Source organism: Paenibacillus sp. FSL H3-0310, assembly GCF_038002785.1.
Taxonomy (GTDB): Bacteria; Bacillota; Bacilli; order Paenibacillales; family Paenibacillaceae; genus Paenibacillus_AQ; species Paenibacillus_AQ odorifer.
Genome location: NZ_JBBODC010000001.1, coordinates 1851783 through 1870414, shown reverse-complemented (window position 1 = coordinate 1870414; position 18632 = coordinate 1851783). Strand labels below are relative to the sequence as shown.

The 18632-nt window shown below is 43.1% G+C and carries 16 protein-coding genes; 6 read left to right on the top strand and 10 right to left on the bottom strand.

Features of this window, described 5'->3' with window-relative positions; translation table 11 throughout:
• Positions 1–171 precede the first annotated feature (171 nt).
• Both MHH63_RS08380 and MHH63_RS08375 read right to left on the bottom strand, forming a co-directional pair.
• Positions 172–2103 (bottom strand): AraC family transcriptional regulator, encoded by a 1932-nt coding sequence (locus MHH63_RS08380; RefSeq protein ID WP_341171393.1) that lies wholly within the window; start codon positions 2101–2103, stop codon positions 172–174.
• Positions 2104–2391: 288 nt separating this feature from the next.
• A complete protein-coding gene (locus MHH63_RS08375) occupies positions 2392–2763 on the bottom strand; it encodes a MerR family transcriptional regulator (RefSeq protein ID WP_076127234.1) in 372 nt (123 codons plus the stop codon).
• A gap of 135 nt (positions 2764–2898) precedes the next feature.
• Here MHH63_RS08375 and MHH63_RS08370 point away from each other — a divergent pair, with 135 nt between their 5' ends.
• On the top strand, positions 2899–3657 hold the full coding sequence (locus MHH63_RS08370; protein ID WP_341171392.1) for an SDR family NAD(P)-dependent oxidoreductase: 759 nt from the start codon (positions 2899–2901) through the stop codon (positions 3655–3657).
• A 137-nt stretch (positions 3658–3794) separates the two neighbouring features.
• Here MHH63_RS08370 and hcp read toward each other — a convergent pair whose 3' ends face one another.
• The 7 genes from hcp to MHH63_RS08335 all read right to left on the bottom strand — a co-directional run bounded on the left by hcp (position 3795) and on the right by MHH63_RS08335 (position 11638).
• Positions 3795–5087: a hydroxylamine reductase gene (gene hcp / locus MHH63_RS08365; protein WP_076127238.1), complete on the bottom strand. Its 1293-nt coding sequence runs from the start codon at positions 5085–5087 to the stop codon at positions 3795–3797.
• A 93-nt stretch (positions 5088–5180) separates the two neighbouring features.
• Positions 5181–6602 (bottom strand): MFS transporter, encoded by a 1422-nt coding sequence (locus tag MHH63_RS08360; RefSeq protein ID WP_341171391.1) that lies wholly within the window; start codon positions 6600–6602, stop codon positions 5181–5183.
• Positions 6603–6769: 167 nt separating this feature from the next.
• Positions 6770–7327 carry a cysteine hydrolase family protein gene (locus tag MHH63_RS08355; RefSeq protein WP_076127240.1) on the bottom strand — a complete coding sequence of 186 codons (558 nt, stop codon included), beginning with the start codon at positions 7325–7327 and terminating at the stop codon, positions 6770–6772.
• A gap of 199 nt (positions 7328–7526) precedes the next feature.
• Positions 7527–8135, bottom strand: a complete 609-nt coding sequence (locus tag MHH63_RS08350) for a CPBP family intramembrane glutamic endopeptidase (protein ID WP_076306918.1) — start codon at positions 8133–8135, stop codon at positions 7527–7529.
• Positions 8136–8245: 110 nt separating this feature from the next.
• On the bottom strand, positions 8246–9568 hold the full coding sequence (locus MHH63_RS08345) for a sensor histidine kinase (protein ID WP_076190717.1): 1323 nt from the start codon (positions 9566–9568) through the stop codon (positions 8246–8248).
• Complete coding sequence (locus tag MHH63_RS08340) at positions 9569–10294, bottom strand: LytR/AlgR family response regulator transcription factor (RefSeq protein ID WP_076190714.1); 726 nt, start codon at positions 10292–10294, stop codon at positions 9569–9571.
• A 129-nt stretch (positions 10295–10423) separates the two neighbouring features.
• Complete coding sequence (locus MHH63_RS08335) at positions 10424–11638, bottom strand: MFS transporter (RefSeq protein WP_076127246.1); 1215 nt, start codon at positions 11636–11638, stop codon at positions 10424–10426.
• A gap of 336 nt (positions 11639–11974) precedes the next feature.
• Here MHH63_RS08335 and MHH63_RS08330 point away from each other — a divergent pair, with 336 nt between their 5' ends.
• The 4 genes from MHH63_RS08330 to MHH63_RS08315 are packed head-to-tail and all read left to right on the top strand — an operon-like array spanning position 11975 to position 16105.
• Positions 11975–13555 carry a spore germination protein gene (locus MHH63_RS08330; RefSeq protein WP_341171390.1) on the top strand — a complete coding sequence of 527 codons (1581 nt, stop codon included), beginning with the start codon at positions 11975–11977 and terminating at the stop codon, positions 13553–13555.
• A gap of 5 nt (positions 13556–13560) precedes the next feature.
• A complete protein-coding gene (locus MHH63_RS08325; RefSeq protein WP_175617281.1) occupies positions 13561–14730 on the top strand; it encodes a Ger(x)C family spore germination protein in 1170 nt (389 codons plus the stop codon).
• Between the two features lie 2 nt (positions 14731–14732).
• Positions 14733–14975, top strand: coding sequence for a hypothetical protein (locus tag MHH63_RS08320; RefSeq protein ID WP_248548575.1), 243 nt, complete (start codon positions 14733–14735; stop codon positions 14973–14975).
• A gap of 23 nt (positions 14976–14998) precedes the next feature.
• The gene (locus tag MHH63_RS08315) at positions 14999–16105 is read left to right on the top strand and encodes a GerAB/ArcD/ProY family transporter (protein WP_076190710.1); all 1107 of its coding nucleotides are present in this window, start codon (positions 14999–15001) and stop codon (positions 16103–16105) included.
• A 425-nt stretch (positions 16106–16530) separates the two neighbouring features.
• On the opposite strand, the gene MHH63_RS08310 is transcribed toward MHH63_RS08315, so the two are convergent.
• Positions 16531–17214, bottom strand: a complete 684-nt coding sequence (locus MHH63_RS08310) for a CAP domain-containing protein (protein WP_341171389.1) — start codon at positions 17212–17214, stop codon at positions 16531–16533.
• A 426-nt stretch (positions 17215–17640) separates the two neighbouring features.
• Between MHH63_RS08310 and MHH63_RS08305 the strand changes: the two genes are divergently transcribed.
• Positions 17641–18630: a ketoacyl-ACP synthase III gene (locus tag MHH63_RS08305; protein ID WP_076127253.1), complete on the top strand. Its 990-nt coding sequence runs from the start codon at positions 17641–17643 to the stop codon at positions 18628–18630.
• Positions 18631–18632 lie beyond the last annotated feature (2 nt).

Genomic DNA, 18632 nt, shown 5'->3' with positions numbered 1-18632 from the left:
TTTTATGACGTTTAGGACACCCTCAGTCGAGCTATTCCGCACCCCCACAACACTCTTCATCTTTCCAAAACAAAATTTTTTCGTCGTCACTTATGGTAAGGTTCAGCGCGCTGGCTGTAACGGCAAGTTCTGATTTTATATTACCGTTCGATCAATCCTTACTCTAGGCAGTTACCGACTCGCTGCCTCGATGATCCAGTCGGTCAAATCGTTGATTTGTCTTTTCACGGCGATTGGGTCGCGGTACCAGGATTGGTTCTCCGTCCATAAAAATACCCGATTGTTGCGAATCGGCTCTAGCGACCCCCAGATTGGATCAGCCTGCAGCGATTCCAAGCTGGCTTCCGTCGTCAGAATCAAATAATCACCCATGTACTCCGAAAGTTTCTCCAGCGAAAATTCATAGTAGGATTCCTTCAGCATAAATTCTGGAACCGTCGTCGGCGGCTTCAGCCCCATTATTTCATACATCAGCCGGCCGCCTCGTCCCGATTTCGGACCAAAAAGGCTCACGTTTCCATCGTACTCTTGCATAATCGAAAGCGTCTCTCCTTCGGGAACGGCTTGTTGGACTTTCTCCCGAATGTCTACAATTTCCTTCTCGAATTGTTCGTTCCATTTCTCCGCTTCCTCACGTCTATCCAGCAACTCGCCAAAATACAGCATTTCTTCCTGAATGGATACAAACTGATTGTAAGGAACCGATACCGTAGGTGCGATCATCTGATATTTCTCGACTACCTCAGGCTGTGGATTATGCGTTATGATTAAATCCGGATTGAGTTCCAGCAGCTTCTCTAACGAGTCGCCTACATCCGTCACGACGTCCAGCATTCCCTCGAGATAAGGACTCGACATCAAGAACGATTCGGCTGCGATCGGCTGGACTTCCAGAGCAAGTACGGTGCCGAGATAAGAAATTGCCGCTACGCGCTGAGGGTGTGCAGGAACTTCGACATCGCCGAAAGCGGTCTTGACTACCTTGATCTCAGAAGATGCCAAAACCTCTGACTCTTGAGTAATCATGGTTGGAGAAGCGCTGACGGTAACCTGGCTGTTCGTTGCGCCTCCGTTGTTCACCGACCCACCACAAGCTGTTAACATCACGGTCAAACATAACAGCATCACTGCATAAAAACTTCGGGTTGCTCTAGTCATTTTATTCGCCCCATCCTGTTGAAATTGATAATCAATATCACTCACATAAAAAGGATAGCTTAATGACCCGCTTAGAACAACGGACGATTGTGACATATTCCTTGCATAATCTGAAACGAACTGGCCGTATCGTTTACGATATTGACCTGGCGTCATGCCGGCATGCTTTTTGAACATGCGGCTGAAATAAATGAGGTCCGGATAACCGACATGTGATGCTATTTCCTGTTGTGTTGCTATCGTACCGGCCAGCAGAGCCTTCGCATCTTCCATTCGGAAACGAATGACGTAGTCCAGCGGACTGAGCCCTGTCTGTTCTTTAAATTTTCGCGATATATATTGTTGGCTGTAATTCAATTGCCGAGCAAGCTCCTCAAACGAGATCGGCTGGCGATAATTCCTGGACAAATGTCGAATAACTTGCTCCGATAAAGATGGCTCGCCGGCTCCGAACAGACGCTCCCTCAGGACAGCGTGAACGAAGCGGATAAAGTCTCCCTTGGCCGACAGCCGGGTCAATCCGTCGTCAGATTTAAGCCAACCGTCGCGTATCGTTTGAAGCAGCTCAAGCATGGCCAGCGGTTCGCCAGGCGGGAACCCCCAGCTTTCCAGAAACGGGTCGGATTCCTCCATCATCATATGAAATTCGCGCGAGGCCGAAGCGGGGAGAAACGCTTTGTAGAGTACGATATATACATTCAGCGCTTCTCGGCTCCGAACCGTCACCAGAGAGCCTTTGCCGGCGTGCAGTACATGGAAACGATCGCACAGCCATACCTCATCGTCAACCCACAACTCGCCTTGTCCTTGAAAAGCGAATAAAAATGCGCTTGCCGGCAAACGGTATTGATTCAAATCGTTGTCGATTCCGGCCTGCTTTAGCCGTACGTCCAGCACACTCATAATCACCTGGTTCCATATTTGTATAAGTTTCAGAACATCCATAACTGATTCGCAAACTCCCTTTAAATTCTCAAGAGATAATCATTCTCAATTGAATCATGTTTCTAAACACAATAACGAATACGTCTAGCGCTGTCAATAAGGTGTTGCCGAATGAGACGAGGATGCGAATAGCGAAGCATACGGCTATTTTGCCGGAGTCTAGCCCAAAAGCAAAAGACGCTGATCCGCAAACATACGTGCGGAACTAGCGTCTATCAATGAATCGTGAGGGCCCTTTTTTTGATCTCACAATTATCGTAATCATTGGCATACTTTTATGTCGCCTGCTTAGTAAATGCCTGTCTCTTTTGCAAGGGAATTTTTGTAGGCTGCAATTTTGTCTTTCAACATCTTCTCTGTGGCTGTTAAGTTTCTGATTTGGCTCTGTATAGAGTTACTATGATTCTCAAGAAGGTTCAAGCGGGCTTGGGCCGTATGCTCTCCTTCTAAATATAACTGCGCATATTCTCTAATTTGTGAGATCGGCATTTGGGTTTGTTTCAACCTCATCACAAATCGCAGCCAAGCAAGATTGGAGTCATCATATATTCTTTCTCCATTCGCATTCCGTATCGGAGCAATAATCTTTTCCTTTTCATAATATCTCAGTGTATATGCGGTAATCCCTAGTAATTTGGCTACATCGCTGATCGTATACATACAAGCCCCCGAATCTATGTTGATTTTAAGATTCCCCATAATTATAAAAAATATTTGACTTAGAGTAAACTCTAAGATTTATGATTACATCGTTGTTGAAACACTAAATATTCTTGTAAAAACGGAGGAATTCACATGAAATATACTGTAATTACAGGCGCCAGTTCAGGTATAGGTTATGAAACCGCTCTAGCCTTTGCGGCTCGCGGTAAAAACTTAATTGTTACAGCCCGCAGAAGGGAGCAACTGGAGGAGCTAAAATCTGAAATCAATCATAACTCCCCCGATATAGATGTCGTTATTCGAGTAACTGACTTATCCGTTTCTAGTAATGCTTATAAGCTTTATGAGGATCTACAAGGGTTCGAAATCGAAACTTGGATCAACAATGCGGGGTTTGGAAATTTCGCTTCAGTGGCCAAGCAAGATTTAGATAAAATTTCTGCAATGCTGCATCTGAACATTGAATCGTTGACGATCCTTTCCTCTCTATTCGTTCGTGATTATTCCAATGTTGAAGGAACACAATTAATCAACGTTTCATCCGGTGGCGGCTATACGATTGTGGGAAATGCCATTACGTACTGTGCGACTAAGTTCTATGTGAGTGCCTTTACTGAAGGACTCTCTCATGAGTTGAAGAGTCAAGGTGCACTTATGCAGGCTAAAGTGCTAGCACCTGCCGCAACAGAAACAGAATTCGCGAAGCTTTCTTTCGATGTCCCCGAATTCGAATATCATGGGACTGTGCCGAAATATCATACCGCGAAGGAAATGGCTGGATTCATGCTTGACCTGTATGATAACGATCATGTTGTGGGGATTGTTAATGGTTTGACGTACGAGTTCGAGTTGAGAGATACCCTCTATAATTATGTGGCGAGCACGCGATAAGCTCATCTTGTAATGGCAAGTTAAGAAGCATGACCATCCATTACGGATCGCTATGCTTCAACAATGATGTATCACCTAAATCCCCTATCAAAAAAAGGCTGCCAATCCCTTATGGGCGGCAACCTTTGATTTTTACTCTACGACAACGCCAACATCGCGTTCATATCTTCTTCAGCAGTAGTAATTAGCTTCAATCCAAAAAGCTCTACCAGAACATCCAGTACACCTGGTGAAATGAACTCGGGTGGCTTTGGTCCGATGCGAATGTCCTGAATGCCGAGACTGAACAAGCCTAGCAGAATGGCTACTGCTTTTTGCTCAAACCAAGACAGCACGATGCTGACAGGCAGCTCGTTCACCGTACACTCAAATGCCTCAGCCAGAGCCATAGCAATCTTCACTGTAGAACCGGAATTATTACATTGCCCAAGGTCAATGTAACGCGGAATACCAGTGTCTCCAACGGTGCCATAATCTACGTCATTGAAACGGAACTTTCCGCAAGAAGTCGTTAAAATGACAGTATCGTTCGGTAAGGAAGTCGCCAACTCACGGTAGTAATTCCCGCCAGTACCTGGCGCATCACAGCCAGCAATGACGAAAAACCGGCGGATATGCCCGTCTTTGACAGCTTGAATGATCTCTGGTGCTAACCCGATTACAGTTTCATGATGATATCCGGTCGTAAGTACCAGATCTGACTCTACATCAGCCGCAGGTAGGGACAACGCACGATTAATTAATGGGGAGAAATCGTCGCCCGTTATTTTCTCTACACCTTCCAGCCCCGCTACTTCATATGAGAAAAAGCGGTCTGCATACGTGCCTTTAATCGGCATTACACAGTTTGTGGTAGCAAGAATTGCACCGGGAAACTTCTCGAACAATCTACGCTGATCATACCATGCTTTGCCGATGTTGCCTTTCAGATGCTTATACTTTTTGAGTGCAGGATATCCATGCGCAGGCAGCATTTCTGAGTGGGTATAAATGTTGATGCCTTTCCCCTCTGTCTGCCGCAGTAATTCCTCCAGCGCATATAAATTATGTCCTGTTACAACAATACATTGACCTTCAATTTTGTTCTGACTGACTGTGATCGGTTGCGGAATGCCAAAGCGGTCCGTATGCGCACGATCCAGTACATCCATGATGCGAACCGCCGCATCCCCGACCTTCATCGCCATCTCCAAATGTTCCTGTGTATTAAAGTTGGAATTGGTCAACGTCATATACAAAGCTTCGTGGGTGATACGATCCACCTCGGGATCGCTATATCCTAGCTGCCGGGCATGTGTCGCATACGCTGCAATTCCTTTTAATGCAAAAATCATCGTATCCTGCAAACTCGCAATGGTTTCATTTTTGCCACATACCCCTACAACGGTGCATCCGCCATTCGGTGTCTGTTCACATTGGTAACAAAACATATCGTTATCCTCCATATCTAGATAATCATTCGTTACTTCCAACGTAACAGAACACCAAAGCTTGAGTTGTGATTACACACACATTTTTTTAGATCAAGCAGATTTAAATGTCCTTCTATTTATAACAACCATTAATACAATAACGCTTAAACAAATGAAAATATTAATCTCAAAAACCAATTTGAACGCCTGCAACTGACTCCCTTGTCCTGTCTCTCCACTCATCACACCAAGTCCAAGTGCTGAGCCAAAGACCATACCCGCATTTCTTGTTAAAGCAATTAATCCGCCAATCGAACCCACGTGTTCCCGAGGTGTCTGCTGCATAATGAAGCTATTATTAGGAGAGGCAATGAGCCCCATACCAAGGCCAATAAGAGATAGAATCGCCGCGATTCCATAAATCGGTATATGATCTAAATACACCAGTAACAAGATAAACCCGCTTCCCATGCAGCTCAGTCCCATAAGCATCAAACGATGAGAGCCATAACGGTCGGAGCAGTAGCCTGCGAGAGGACCTGCAAACGCCAAGGCAATGGGATAAGCCGCCATAATATATCCTGTCGTAGATGACGAGAACGGAGCCGAAGTCCCCATCAAATAAAATGGAATGAGGACAAGCAATGTATTAGATAAAATAAAAGAGGCACAGCTAACGATCAAGCCTCCCGCTACAGTTGGAATTTTCAATGCTTGTAAGGGTAGAAAAGGATTCTTTTGCTTCCGCTCCCAGAATAGAAAAGTAATCAACAACAAGGAAACCCCCACCAAATTTGTCATTGTCCGCACGGACACCCAGCCCCATTTGCTCCCATTTGTTATTACGAGAAGGACCAAGGTGATGAATGCCATAAACAAGCTGGCCCCCACGAAGCTGATAGCACCCGGCTTGCGCTCTTGCACACGGTTCGGTATGTACCGATATGCCATAATTGTAGCCACAATCGCCACAGGAACATGGATTAAAAACAACCATTTCCAGCTCAGCCACTCTGCAATCAAACCTCCCGCTATAGGTCCCGTCATCCCGCCCAGCGCGACAGCTGTACTTAAAATTCCGAGTGCACGACCTCTTTGCTCTTTCGGCATATGAATGGTAATGAGTGCAATATTAGTTGCTTGAAACATTGCAGCTCCTACTCCTTGTACAACTCTGAGCGTTAGCAATATTGGCAGATTAGGTGAAAAAGCGACTAGGACAGAACCAACAGTAAAAATAATAAATCCAAGATTGTGAATCCGGCGAAAACCATAACGGTCGCCTAGTTTCCCCATAACAGGAAGAAGAGCCGTAATCACTAGCAGATAACCTGTTGTGATCCATAATCCCTTCCCAAGCTCTGTCTGAAAATAATTCACAATAAAAGGAAGCGACACATTCACAATTCCAGCTGTAAAATGGGAAATAAACGCCCCCATACAAATAGCCGCCATCATTCCCAGCCGCTGCCCGTGTGTGCTTTTAAACTCTATATCTTTTGCTGCCATCATGTTGATCCCGTCCCTACTCATATTGTTTAAGAATTACTAACAATTATAAGTAGATCCCTTGCAAGAACAATCCCATAAAGATGGGATGGAAATGGTTTAGGCGAATATGTCTATCAGTATAGGTGAGGAAAATCAGAGGTCCTGCGAAACAGCAAAAAGCGGCACATTTAAGTGCCGCCACTGAATTATTATCTATAAGAGTCATGCGTTGGGCGAAACAAATCTTCTTCGGAACTTCTGACCATAGAAAAATGTTCGACATTGTAGTGCCCATGTAATGTTTTATTGTGATGCTTGATGATTTGTTCTGCACTTAAAACATCATTGTCCGTTGTAGAATGACCATCTCCGACCAATGTAACATCCATGCCGCTAACCGTAGCCGTCCGAACCGCAGTATCGATGCAGTGTTGAGTTTTACATCCCATAATCACCACATGCTCAATCTGCTGATCTTTCAGATATTGTAGCAGCTCAGTTCCGTGAAAAGAATTCGTTGCCAGCTTATCAAAGATTTTGGCATTTGCAGACCTGTTGATTTCATTGTGAACTTGAAAGCCTGTACCTGTTCCTTCAGCGACATCTAGATCCCTAACGAACACAACTTCGACATCGGCTTCTTTTGCTTGTTCAATCACTTTATTAATATTCCGGATAAGCTGCTCTTTATTGAATACTGCACTTTCCTTTTCGTTTCCATCCATTAATTCTTGTTGTGCATCGATGATTAATAATACCTGATTCAAATGATTTTCCCCTTTCGAATGGTGGGGAAACGTCAACGCTTGATCAGTTAAACGTTATCCCCATATCATTTTGCAAGCTGACATTGTTTTTCATAATATCTACCTCCCAATAAAAATGGTATATAAACTTTAATCTTATAATTTAAGACTTTTTTAGTTTACCATATTTTTAAAATGTACTCTCTAAAAACTTTGATTGCTACATCCATTGATACATCATAAAAATGGTGGAAATCAGATTAGTCAGCCCGTGCAGAACCCAACCTGGAATGATCGAACCGCCGGATAATTTCTCATCCAACATTCCGATGCTCCAACCCACAAAACCTGTAAGAATCATTACAACAGCAGAATTCAATAATCCGGAACTGCTGTATAACAGCACAGCATGTACGACACCAAATAATAAAGCTTGAGCACAGTTTCCAATTCCGAATCCGAATTTCGAACTTAACCGTTTACCAATGAAGCCGCGGAACAGAATCTCTTCGGACAAGCTAGTCTGTAACCAAGAATAAATCAATGCCGGAATCAAACCTTTAAGACCTGTACCATAAAACTGTGAGCTGGCCAAAGTATTCTTATCCAGCATATAGATTGCTGTAAGCATTCCCAGGCTGGTGAATATAGTCATGGTAAGTATAAACCATAGTATGAACTGCTTCCTAGAAAGCAAGTGGGGTTTCTTCCAGCCAATCCACATGGCAAAGGATGAAGTTGTTCTGCTTGTAAAAAACCAGTATGTATAGGGAATGATGCTGAATAAGATGAGCTGAAGGACTGCACTGATGAGCAATGACAATGTCAACGGAATACCCTCCCTTTAATAAGAACAGCCTCAATATATCATGGACCGCTGCTTACCAGCGGAAAGAGACCGTAACTTGCAGGTTAGGTGGAGTAGTTGGTTGCGGATTGCTACTCAGGCAGTGGTAATACCGCCAACATCATGAACTGCCCATTCTCATATCTGAAACTGACGCTTCCTTGAAGCTGTTGAACCGCATACTCAATGCTTTCGATTCCGAACCCTCTACGCCCAAAGTTCCGCTTGCTGGACAAAAAAGAGCCCTGCCCGTCCTCTGTAAGCAGAGATGCAGGATTCTTTAAAGAAATCACCAATAACCCGTCGCAATAAATCACTTCCAGCCCAATAACATTCTGCTCTGACTCTGGCAATCTCTGAACCCCTTCGATTGCATTCTCTAATGCATTGCCTAAAATAATTGCAATTTCAACCTCTTTGCCTGCAAGTAACAGGTCCTGCGGGATGCAAAAATGAGATTGCATTGTAACTTGATGTAGCTCGGCTTTGGCGAACTTCTCATTATAGATGGCATCAATAGCTATATTTCCAGAAGAAATATACTTTTCTCCTGCCTCCTGTGTCGAAGCAAGCTCCGCAATATATCGCTTGGCTTCTTGTACAGCTCCTTCATCCAGCAGAGAATGAATAAGGATCAACACATGGTTCAGATCATGCCGCAAACGCTGTGCTTCCTGATTATCTTTCAGTTTACTCGTGTAATCCTTCACTTGCTGCTGAAGCACATGATTATGCAATTCTATTTGCATCCGTTTCATTAACTTTTGATATATAAACATTACAGCCACATTAATTACAAGAATCCCAAGCAGGATGAATACAAAATCAAACGGAATATCAAAAGGTTTATCACTGGAATGTCTCAGATTCACAATAATAATAAGCAAAGAACCCGCCGAAACAAGATTCAGCACAGCCCAATCCTGATTCGACAGTAACGTTGTGGTATCCACTTTGAACAATCGCAGCAATAGCAGACATAACATGATGCTTAGCAAAACAACAAATAGGAAAGCAAAAGATAACCACCAGAAATTAACTGTATCTATTCCCTCGGCATTGAGTGGGATATGCTGAATCCCAGACCATACCAGCATCTCAATAACCACCGTAAACACTGTATAGAAACTGCTAAAGAACAGCTTTTGTAGCACACTGCCGCGGAAATAAAAAATAGTAATCAGACTATACACAAGCAGGTGAAGGATGACCGAATCAACTAGAGGTAAGCTAGCAGCGGTAAGCGATTTAATTATATAAAAGATAATAAGACAACCTATAAATGACTGTTTGCTCCTGCTCAGGATCAGGAATTTCTTGAGAAAAATATAAAATGTGACCCCTTGCGGGACATATATAAGGACGAGCATAAATACACCAAAAAAGTAAGGACTAATCTCCCGGATGAAAGACATTTATCTTAAGAGCCTCTTTTCTATAAAGGCATGGTATGACCGTAAAGAATCAGAGCTTCTACTGCGGCTGACGGGAAGCTCCACCCCGTTCTTCAGCTGAATAAGTTCTTTGCTTAAAGAACGAACATACAGCCAATTTACCAGGAATCCCGTATGTACGCGACAAAAATCATGTGATCCCAGCTGTCCTTCCAACTCTCTCAGTTTGCCATAATACGAGTAAGTCCCTTGTTCAGTACAAAGGACCAATTTTTTGCCTCGTTCTACCGTGATATACATAATATCATCTACCCTTAAATTATAGCTCATATGATGGATTGAGAATGACAGCACGTTGTTTCTTTGCATGCATTGCTGAATGGCTTTGACTGTGGCGGTCTGCAGTTCATGTTCATCAATGGGTTTCAGTAAATAGCGAAAGGGATGAACCGCAAAGCTTCTTCTCATATAACTTGTATGGCTGGTGACATAGATAATTAATACCCTGGCATCTTTGAGCCGGATCTTCTCTGCGACTTCTATACCGTTATACTCGGGCATCTCCATATCCAGATAAACTATATCGTATGCGGTAGTCGTCATTGCCTGAAGCAGGGTTTGGCCTGATTCAAAAATCTCAATAGAGGCAGTCATCCCTTGCAGGCTAGTTATCTGCTTCATGAGTAATTCTTCCAATCGCGAGGCATCTTGCCTCTGATCGTCACAGATTGCAATGTGAAGATTCATATTATGTATCCCTCCAAGTGAACGTAATTCTATCATATTATAATTTGAAAAAATATGAAGAACCGCCAAAAAGCCGATCCTCTCGGACCGGCCTATAAACTCTTTTTTACAGGGAAGTTTCTACCCTAGTCAATTCATCGGAAGAGCGGACGCCAGCCGCCGAAACTGGATGAAAATAAACAGAGCGGTCAGCATCACCACAATTCCTGAACCGAGGAACCATAGCTGCACACCGTATCGATCCACCACAGGTCCTGCCAACAGCAGCCCAATTGGCGAAGACAACATCATAATGCTGGTCACGAGTGAAATGACACGCCCAAGCATCTCGGGTTCAAAAGAACGTTGGATCATCGCCATGAAGGGACCGTTGAAGAAGGGTGCCGCACTGCCCATCAAGAACGAGAGAATGGCAAAGATCACAAATGCATTCGGACCAATCAAACCACTGATCACACAGGTAAGACCGATGACTAGCAGACCTACGCTCATATAGCTAATGTCGCTCCATTTAGATGAGAACATCGACAATAGCAGACCACCTAAAATCATCCCGATGCTGAACACCGCTTCCACCAGGCTGGCACTGTATCCTCCGCGGCCAAAATGAGACAATGTCATATAAGGAAACAGTGTCGCTAACGGCATAAATGCGATACTAAACACCGCAGTAGCCCCCGTAATCAACACAATGGGTTTCGCTTGAATGAGTGCGTTCCAACCCAAACGGAATTCTTGAACGAAAGACGGCGCAACTGTAGCCTGCACTTTAGGCTGATGGATCTTCACCATGAACAGCATCAGATTCGCAATCAAAGCCCCGGCCACATCGAGTAGTAATACTGCCCCGAGCGAAGTTGCCGAGTAAACCGCTATCCCAAGTGCAGGACCCATTACATTCGAGAAAGAGAACACCATCTGCTGCCAGCCCGCGACTCTTGTCAATTCTTCTTCAGGTGCAATCAACGGTACAGCCGCCTGAAAAGCCGGAGCATGAAAGGCTGATGCCGCCGAACGCAAGCTCAGAATGACATACACAAAGCCAAGTCCCGGTTCCCCCCACATGAAATAAATACCTAATATCAGACTGAAGAGCGCAATTGCGCTATCAGCAATAATCATCGTTATTTTACGATTCCAACGGTCCAGCCAGACCCCTACAAAAGGACCCAAGACCGCTTGCGGCAAAAACGCTGCCAACCCAGCAATCATCAAAACTGCCGCTGACCCTGTCGATTCCGTCAAGTGCCAGATCACCGCGAATTGAACCATCGAACTCGTGAGAATCGAGAAAATCTGTCCGCTAAAAATAAGGGCGAAGGCTTTTTTCCATTGTATTTGCATAAGGTCATCTCCTTTGATTAAAAACTTAAATAAACTCATTCCATGAGCATAGGCACACTGAAACAGGCACATCACAAATAAACTCATTTCCATATCTCAAAAAAATGAATGAGTCCACTTGTCTTGCACCACTGATTACCATAAACGAATGGAATGGGTCACAAGGAGCACCTCCTGGAAAAAATTATGTTCATTATAACATCGCATCTCTTCCCTGAGCCAGTTCCAATTGTTCTTTTTACGAAAAATTTGATCTATCTCTATCTTCCGAATAAATTCCTAAATAAGGGAGAAGATAAAAATCACTTAACATCTCATTTATTTAAGGAGAATTGCATGCGGAAATTTTTTAACGCCAAGACACCTCCGTCTAATCCTAAGGTGCACCCTCAATTGGAAGCCGAAAATGAGCTTTCAATGAAGGATCTTTTTTCCCATGCTATCTCTGCGTCTCTCGAAGACAACTTACAGATTATTAATAATTGTTTTGCGAATTGTTCGGACCTAAAGGTTATTCCATGGCATTATGGCCCGGATCTTAAGTATGAAGCCTCATCCGTCTATTTCAATACACTTACTAAGTCTGACCCTACAAATTATTTTAAAGATGTCTTGCAGAATTTAGTTCCGCATGAGCTGGGTCCCACCTTGGACGTGACCGTTGAAGATGTCATCTCCTATTTTGAAAAAAATGGTGTTTCATCACCGCTGCTTGAATTAATGGACAATATCGGTCAAGCCATTAAGGGGATTCTTGATGGGAAAGTTGTCCTTTTCTTTACAGGTTGGCAAAAAGCCGTTGCCTATTATGCCTTCGATGTAGAACAGCGCCAAACCTCTGAGCCCATTTCAGAGCCTACTGTTCAAGGTCCCCACGTCAGCTTTATAGAAAGCTTGGAGCGTAATGTAGGTGTTATTCGTAGTTTGCTGAAATCTACTAATCTTAAGTTCGAGTTCTTTACCTCTGGTAAGCAGGTTCAAAGAACGTTGTCCTATGGTTATCTGGATGGAGTAGTCAAAGCAGAAACATTAAATCAATTCAAACAACGGATAGCAAGTATTGATCAGGAAGAAATTCTTGACGTCTCCTATCTCGAAGAGTGGATCGGTGATTCGCTCTACTCACCATTTCCACAAGTCCGCTATACAGAACGACCGGATACAGCTATAACAGCTCTGCTAGACGGGAAGATTATTGCTATGGTTAACGGAAGTCCTTCCATTCTGATCTGTCCCGGGAATTTCATGGAGTTTTTTACGAATAGCGAAGATTATTACTACCGGACTATTTTTTCATCATTGATAAGACTGATTAGGGTCGCTGCCTTCATCATCGCCCTGCTGTTACCCAGTACCTATATTGCCTTATCCAACTTCCATTCCGAACTAATTCCCACGGTTCTGCTGCTTGCTATTCTAAACACACGCGAAGGAATCCCCTTTCCGGCTATGGTTGAAGCTTTGATCATGGAGTTTTTCTTTGAGCTATTGAGAGAGGCGGGCATACGCTTACCCAGACCGATTGGATCGGCCGTCAGTATCGTTGGGGCTTTGGTCATTGGACAAGCTGCTATTCAATCGCAGATTGCCTCTCCGGTCATGGTCATTGTCGTCGCTTTGACGGGCATTGCCTCATTTGCGCTACCACAATACAATATGGCAATTGCGCTGCGGATTTTACGGTTTCCCTTAATGATTCTCGCGGCAACATTCGGAGGACTTGGCATCATGGTCGGTTTTATTCTAATTTATCTCCATCTGGCTACCTTGCGCTCTTTAGGAGAACCGTATTTAGACTCGTTAGCTCCGTTAGATCTTAAAAGAGTACGTGATTCTATTTTTCTACTTCCGAGAAGACTGCTGCTTCATTCACCACGGAATCGACACCTATATAAAAAGACTTCGGGAAGGAAGTAGATATAGTGAAGCGGCTTACTACCATACTAATTTCCCTTCTTGTACTCACTCTAACTAGCGGATGCTGGGATAATAAAGAATTGGACGAGTATGGGTATGTGCAGGCGGTCGCCATTGACCAAAGCGAAGACAATCGGATTGTAATCACGACACATTTCTATAATCCTTCCACCAAAATAGAAATGGGACAAGCAGGGGATCCAGCGTCCAAGGGAATTAATATCGTTACGAGTGGAGAAACCTTTTTTGAAGCAATAAGGGAGATCCCGGCAAAATTTGGTCGAAAAGCCAAATGGGATCATATGCGTGTCATATTAATCGGGGAGCAACTAGCCAGAACCACGAACATCCGGGAGGTACTTGATTTTTTCTCCAGGGATCAAGAACCGCGTGGTACCGTTCTTCCTCTCATCGCTGAGCAATCTGCGGCACCATTTTTAGATATCAACCCGTTTATCGAGCAGACCATTGGTCAACAGTATAAGAGAATGGAGACGAGCGGTGCTCTATATGCCGCAAAAACTTCCAAGATTCCTCTCTATGAGCTGGCTATACAAATGTGTAGCCCCTCCAATACTTCCATCATCCCTTACCTGCATAAGACCAGTTTGGATCATAAACCATTGATATCTGGGCTGGCTGTAATTCATAACGGTAAAATGATTGACATTCTAAAGGAGAAGGATACAGAAGCATTCATGATGCTGACGGATAGATATATCTATGGAGTACTAGAATTTCCTTGCCCGGATGAGACCGAAGTACCGCTGCGGAAAAAAGAAACGCTTGAAGTGCTTACCTTCAACAGTACGCTTACTCCAATCGTAAAAAATGGTTCTGTGTCCGTCGGTGTAAAAATTGCTATTGAAGGAATGATCGGAGAATTACGTTGCTCACATTTAAAAAACAATAAGGACATGAAGCTTTTTGAGCAGCGTATCATAACTCAGGTTGAACAACAGGTTGAGCACGCAACCAAGTTTTTGAAAACAAAAAAGATCGACGCACTCGGAATTGGCAATCAGATTTACCGGAAAAATCCGCAGCTGTGGAAACAACTAGAGCCTCAATGGAAGGATACATTCGCCCAGACTCAGTTCGATATCAACGTTGATGTCAAAGTGTTAAGCACTGGAATGAACTCAGGCACAATATTTGGAACAAAGGAGAAGTAGCTATGGTGGGAAAAATAATCTGCGTTCTCTTATTAGCTTCCGCTATGCTAGCCCATGACATCCCAAGGTTTAAGCAAGCCTCCATCCGCGATCGAGTAGTTTATGGAGTATTATTACTACCCGTACTTTATCTCGGATTTATCTTTATTGCAGCTAAGCCATGGCCCAATTTAGATTCCATCTTCAATTTATTCACGGCTCCAGCTGAGCACATCGTCCATTGGATCAACCCTGCCATTTCATAAGCTTAAAGAATGAGGAGGAACGTATGAATAAGCAAGAACGTGTTAGTTCGATCCAAATGTCCATGCTGTTTCTCTTCTTTATGACCGGTTCCTCAATCGTTATCGTCCCTGCGTCACTAACTAACTTTGCCGGCAACGGAGCCTGGATATCCCTCTTAATCGCCTCGGCCATAGGAATGGCTCTGCTTTCCGGTATTCTATATTTGAACCGACGAGCGCCAGATCTTTCGCTTGTGGAACAAAGCCGCTCCGTACTTGGAAACGGACTGACCCTCGTCCTCCTGATTCCTTTCACTTGTGTACTGTTTTGGAATGTCGCTGGAATTGTAATTGAGATCGGAACCTTTTTCAAAAGCACGATGTTAAAAGAAACGCCCACTTACGCAGTAAACACCATGTTTTTTATAACGATTGCGATGACAGCTCTAGCTGGAATTGAAGTGATTGCCCGCATGGCAGCCGTCCTAATGTCACTAATGTTCGGATTTATCATCTTAGTCTGGATACTCGTAGCAGGGTTGTATCATCCCGAGTACCTACTGCCCATCATGCCTGATGGATTTAGGCCTATCCTAAGTGCTGCATATGTAGTCTATGGCTTTCCCTATTCCGAGCTTATCGTTTTTTCGATGATTTTACCGTTCGTGCGTAAAGAAGACAATTCTAAACTGGGAAAACAGATGTATCTTGCACTCATCATCAATGCCCTGACGTTAATTGCTTCTGTCATTAGCAGTATTATGGTATTGGGACCACTGTCCGGCAGCTTGAAATATTCATTATATCAGTTGGCGAGACTCATTTATTTTCAGGAAACCATTGAAAGAATCGAATCCGTGATTGGTTTTTCACTCATTATCGGCTTCTATTTCAAGGCTTCTATCCTGCTGCTTATTCTTATTAAAGTACTAAAGGAGCTTCTGAGATTGAATGATGAACGTTTAATTGTTTTCCCACTTGCTTTTGTCTGCCTGCTGTTATCTGTAACGACTTACACACAGGAGTCTGAGCTTGAGAAAATCGTGAATACTACATGGCCCTTGCTCACTAACCTAGCTTACATCCTGCCGTTTCTTCTGATTCTATTGGTCACTTTTATTCGTTATCATATAAATCAACACAAAAAATAACCCGTTCTAAACGGATTCAATATCCCCTATCTCATTTCGCAGACTTCAGCTTCTTCTTTTCTTGGATCCAGCTCGCCAGCAAAAGTATTGCTCTACATAATTGCTTGCCATCGCGATTGAAGATTCTGAGATTTCCGGACCCAGAGGACGTTATTCCCAATTTTTTGGCCTGTGGAGCAGAGTTTCGGTCTCCACTGACGCTATCTCATATAAAAAGACTCATATTGAGTGTTTTTTTGTGGGAATAGCTGCTATACAGTCCGCTAGGATGCAAAATATGAACCAATGACGCGTTTAAGGTCAGCTGTGTCCGATGGGCTTGGTCTGTGCAATTGTTATAGGATCAAACGAAGCAAAGTAGGGATGCCCAACAGCCACTTTTAGCTTATTAGGACACCCCTGTTAAGTTTATTACGTTACTCGCTCTAACCAATAAATTCTTGAACCCACTCGCTGTTATAGTAACCTATTCCAATTTCTGTGAAGCTGCTATTCAGGATGTTGGCACGATGACCAGGACTGTTCATCCATTGGTTCATTACTTCTTCTGCGCTCGACTGACCTTTGGCGATATTTTCCCCTGCTGAATTGTATGAGATCCCGAATGCTTTCATCATATCAAACGGAGATCCATACGTAGGAGACTGATGGTCAAAATAGTTATTGTCATACATATCCTGCGCTTTAGCCAAAGCCATTTTCGAAAGTTCGCTATTTAAGCTAAGAGGCTTCAAGCCTGCATTCGTTCTTTCTTTATTCACCAGATCCAATACTTGCTGTACCGATTGGGATGTATTGGTGGATGGTTGTGGATTTGCAGACTTCTGTGGGACAGCAGAATGTTGCGGATTTGCAGAATGTTGCGGATTTGCAGAATATTGTGGTTTCGCCGACTGCTGCGGATACGTTGTTTGATCTGTTGTGCTTCCTGTAGGTGGATTGGTACGGATGAACCCATCCAGCCATTTCGCTACATCGCCAGGAACTTGTTTAGTCTTAATTGTTGTATTCCCTGCATTCTCCGTGGAAATGGAAGATGCTTGCGTTAAAGTTGAACTTGAGGCAGTTTTACGAGCATGATTGTCAACCTTCGTTTGTTGAGTTGTCATTTGGTTGTTGGCCGAGTTATTACCCGAACAAGCAGTAACGAGTAATAGCGCTACTATTACGATAAATGGTTTAATTAGAACCCCTCCTGATTTGGCAAAGTAGTGACTTAATCGAATAAAGTTTTTGTAAAGTACCCCTGATTTATTCATCTCTAATTCAAAAATATAAAAGTCCACTCGCAACATGGTTGCTGTGGACTTAATCTTAGTGGATATTTTAGATGCGTCGATATAGTTACATTTATAGTAATTTATAGAATTTTTTACTAATTAATGTTATGCTTTGTTAAGATCATAAAGTATAACATCAAATAAGATTTGGACAAACAAGCTTATAGAAATAAGCAGGCTTTGTTAGGTAAATAGATACTTTTAGATTACTTAATGTAATGTGATTGCAAAATTATTACAAGGAGTGATCATGCTATGTTAGAAGGTATCTCGATAAAACAAGTCTCCATTTATTGTCCTGAAAGAGTGATTAACAACCAATATTTTATTGACCATTTTCAAAAGCAAGGTATAGATATTAAGCGGATTCTTAAAAAGACAGGCAGAAAAAACCGCCATGTTATTGAAGGAACGAAGGAGAACTCGTTGACGATGGCGATTAATGCCGCTCAACAGGCAATTGATGCTGCATCATTGAAATCTGCAGATATAGACCTGATTCTTTTTTCCAGCTCAACTCCGGAATATTTATCACCTACGAATTCATTGCTTATTCACAAAGCTATCAAAGGTAAAGATGATACGCTTTGCTATGACTTGAATGGTAATTGTATAGGAATGTTTATTGCGGTTGAACAGGCTGCTCGTACTTTATACGATGATCCTGATAGAGATAGAGCGTTGGTTATCGGTTCGGATTTTTTAAATTTATGGGCTGATCCTTCACATCCAATAACATATTCAATTTTTGGCGATGCCGCCGTAGCCCTCATTTTAGAAAAAGATCATTCAGAGAGTGGATTAATTGACGTAAGGTATCTTTCGGACAGCCGTTTTACAGAAGAAATTGTGTACCCCGCTCAAGGATTGGCTAAGTCTTTGCGTGATGGGGCTGAACACCGCTACTTACACTGGGGGAGATTCAGCGGAATAGACAGTGTACGATTTGCGGAAGCATCTATTGTTGAATTATTAAACAAACATCACCTAACATTCGAGGATATACAAGTTTTTTGTTTTTCACAATTTACATTGGCTAATATTAAATTACTTCAAGCTAAGCTGAACCTGGATCAACATAAAATTATTTATGTAGCCGACGAATATGGCTATACAGGCACAAGCAGTCCCTTTCTGGCCTTATATTGTGCTATTGAACATGGTTTGATCAAACGTGGCGACAACTTATTATTTTGGACATTGGGGTCAGGTTATCAAGCCGGTTCAATGTTATGGCGTTATTGACA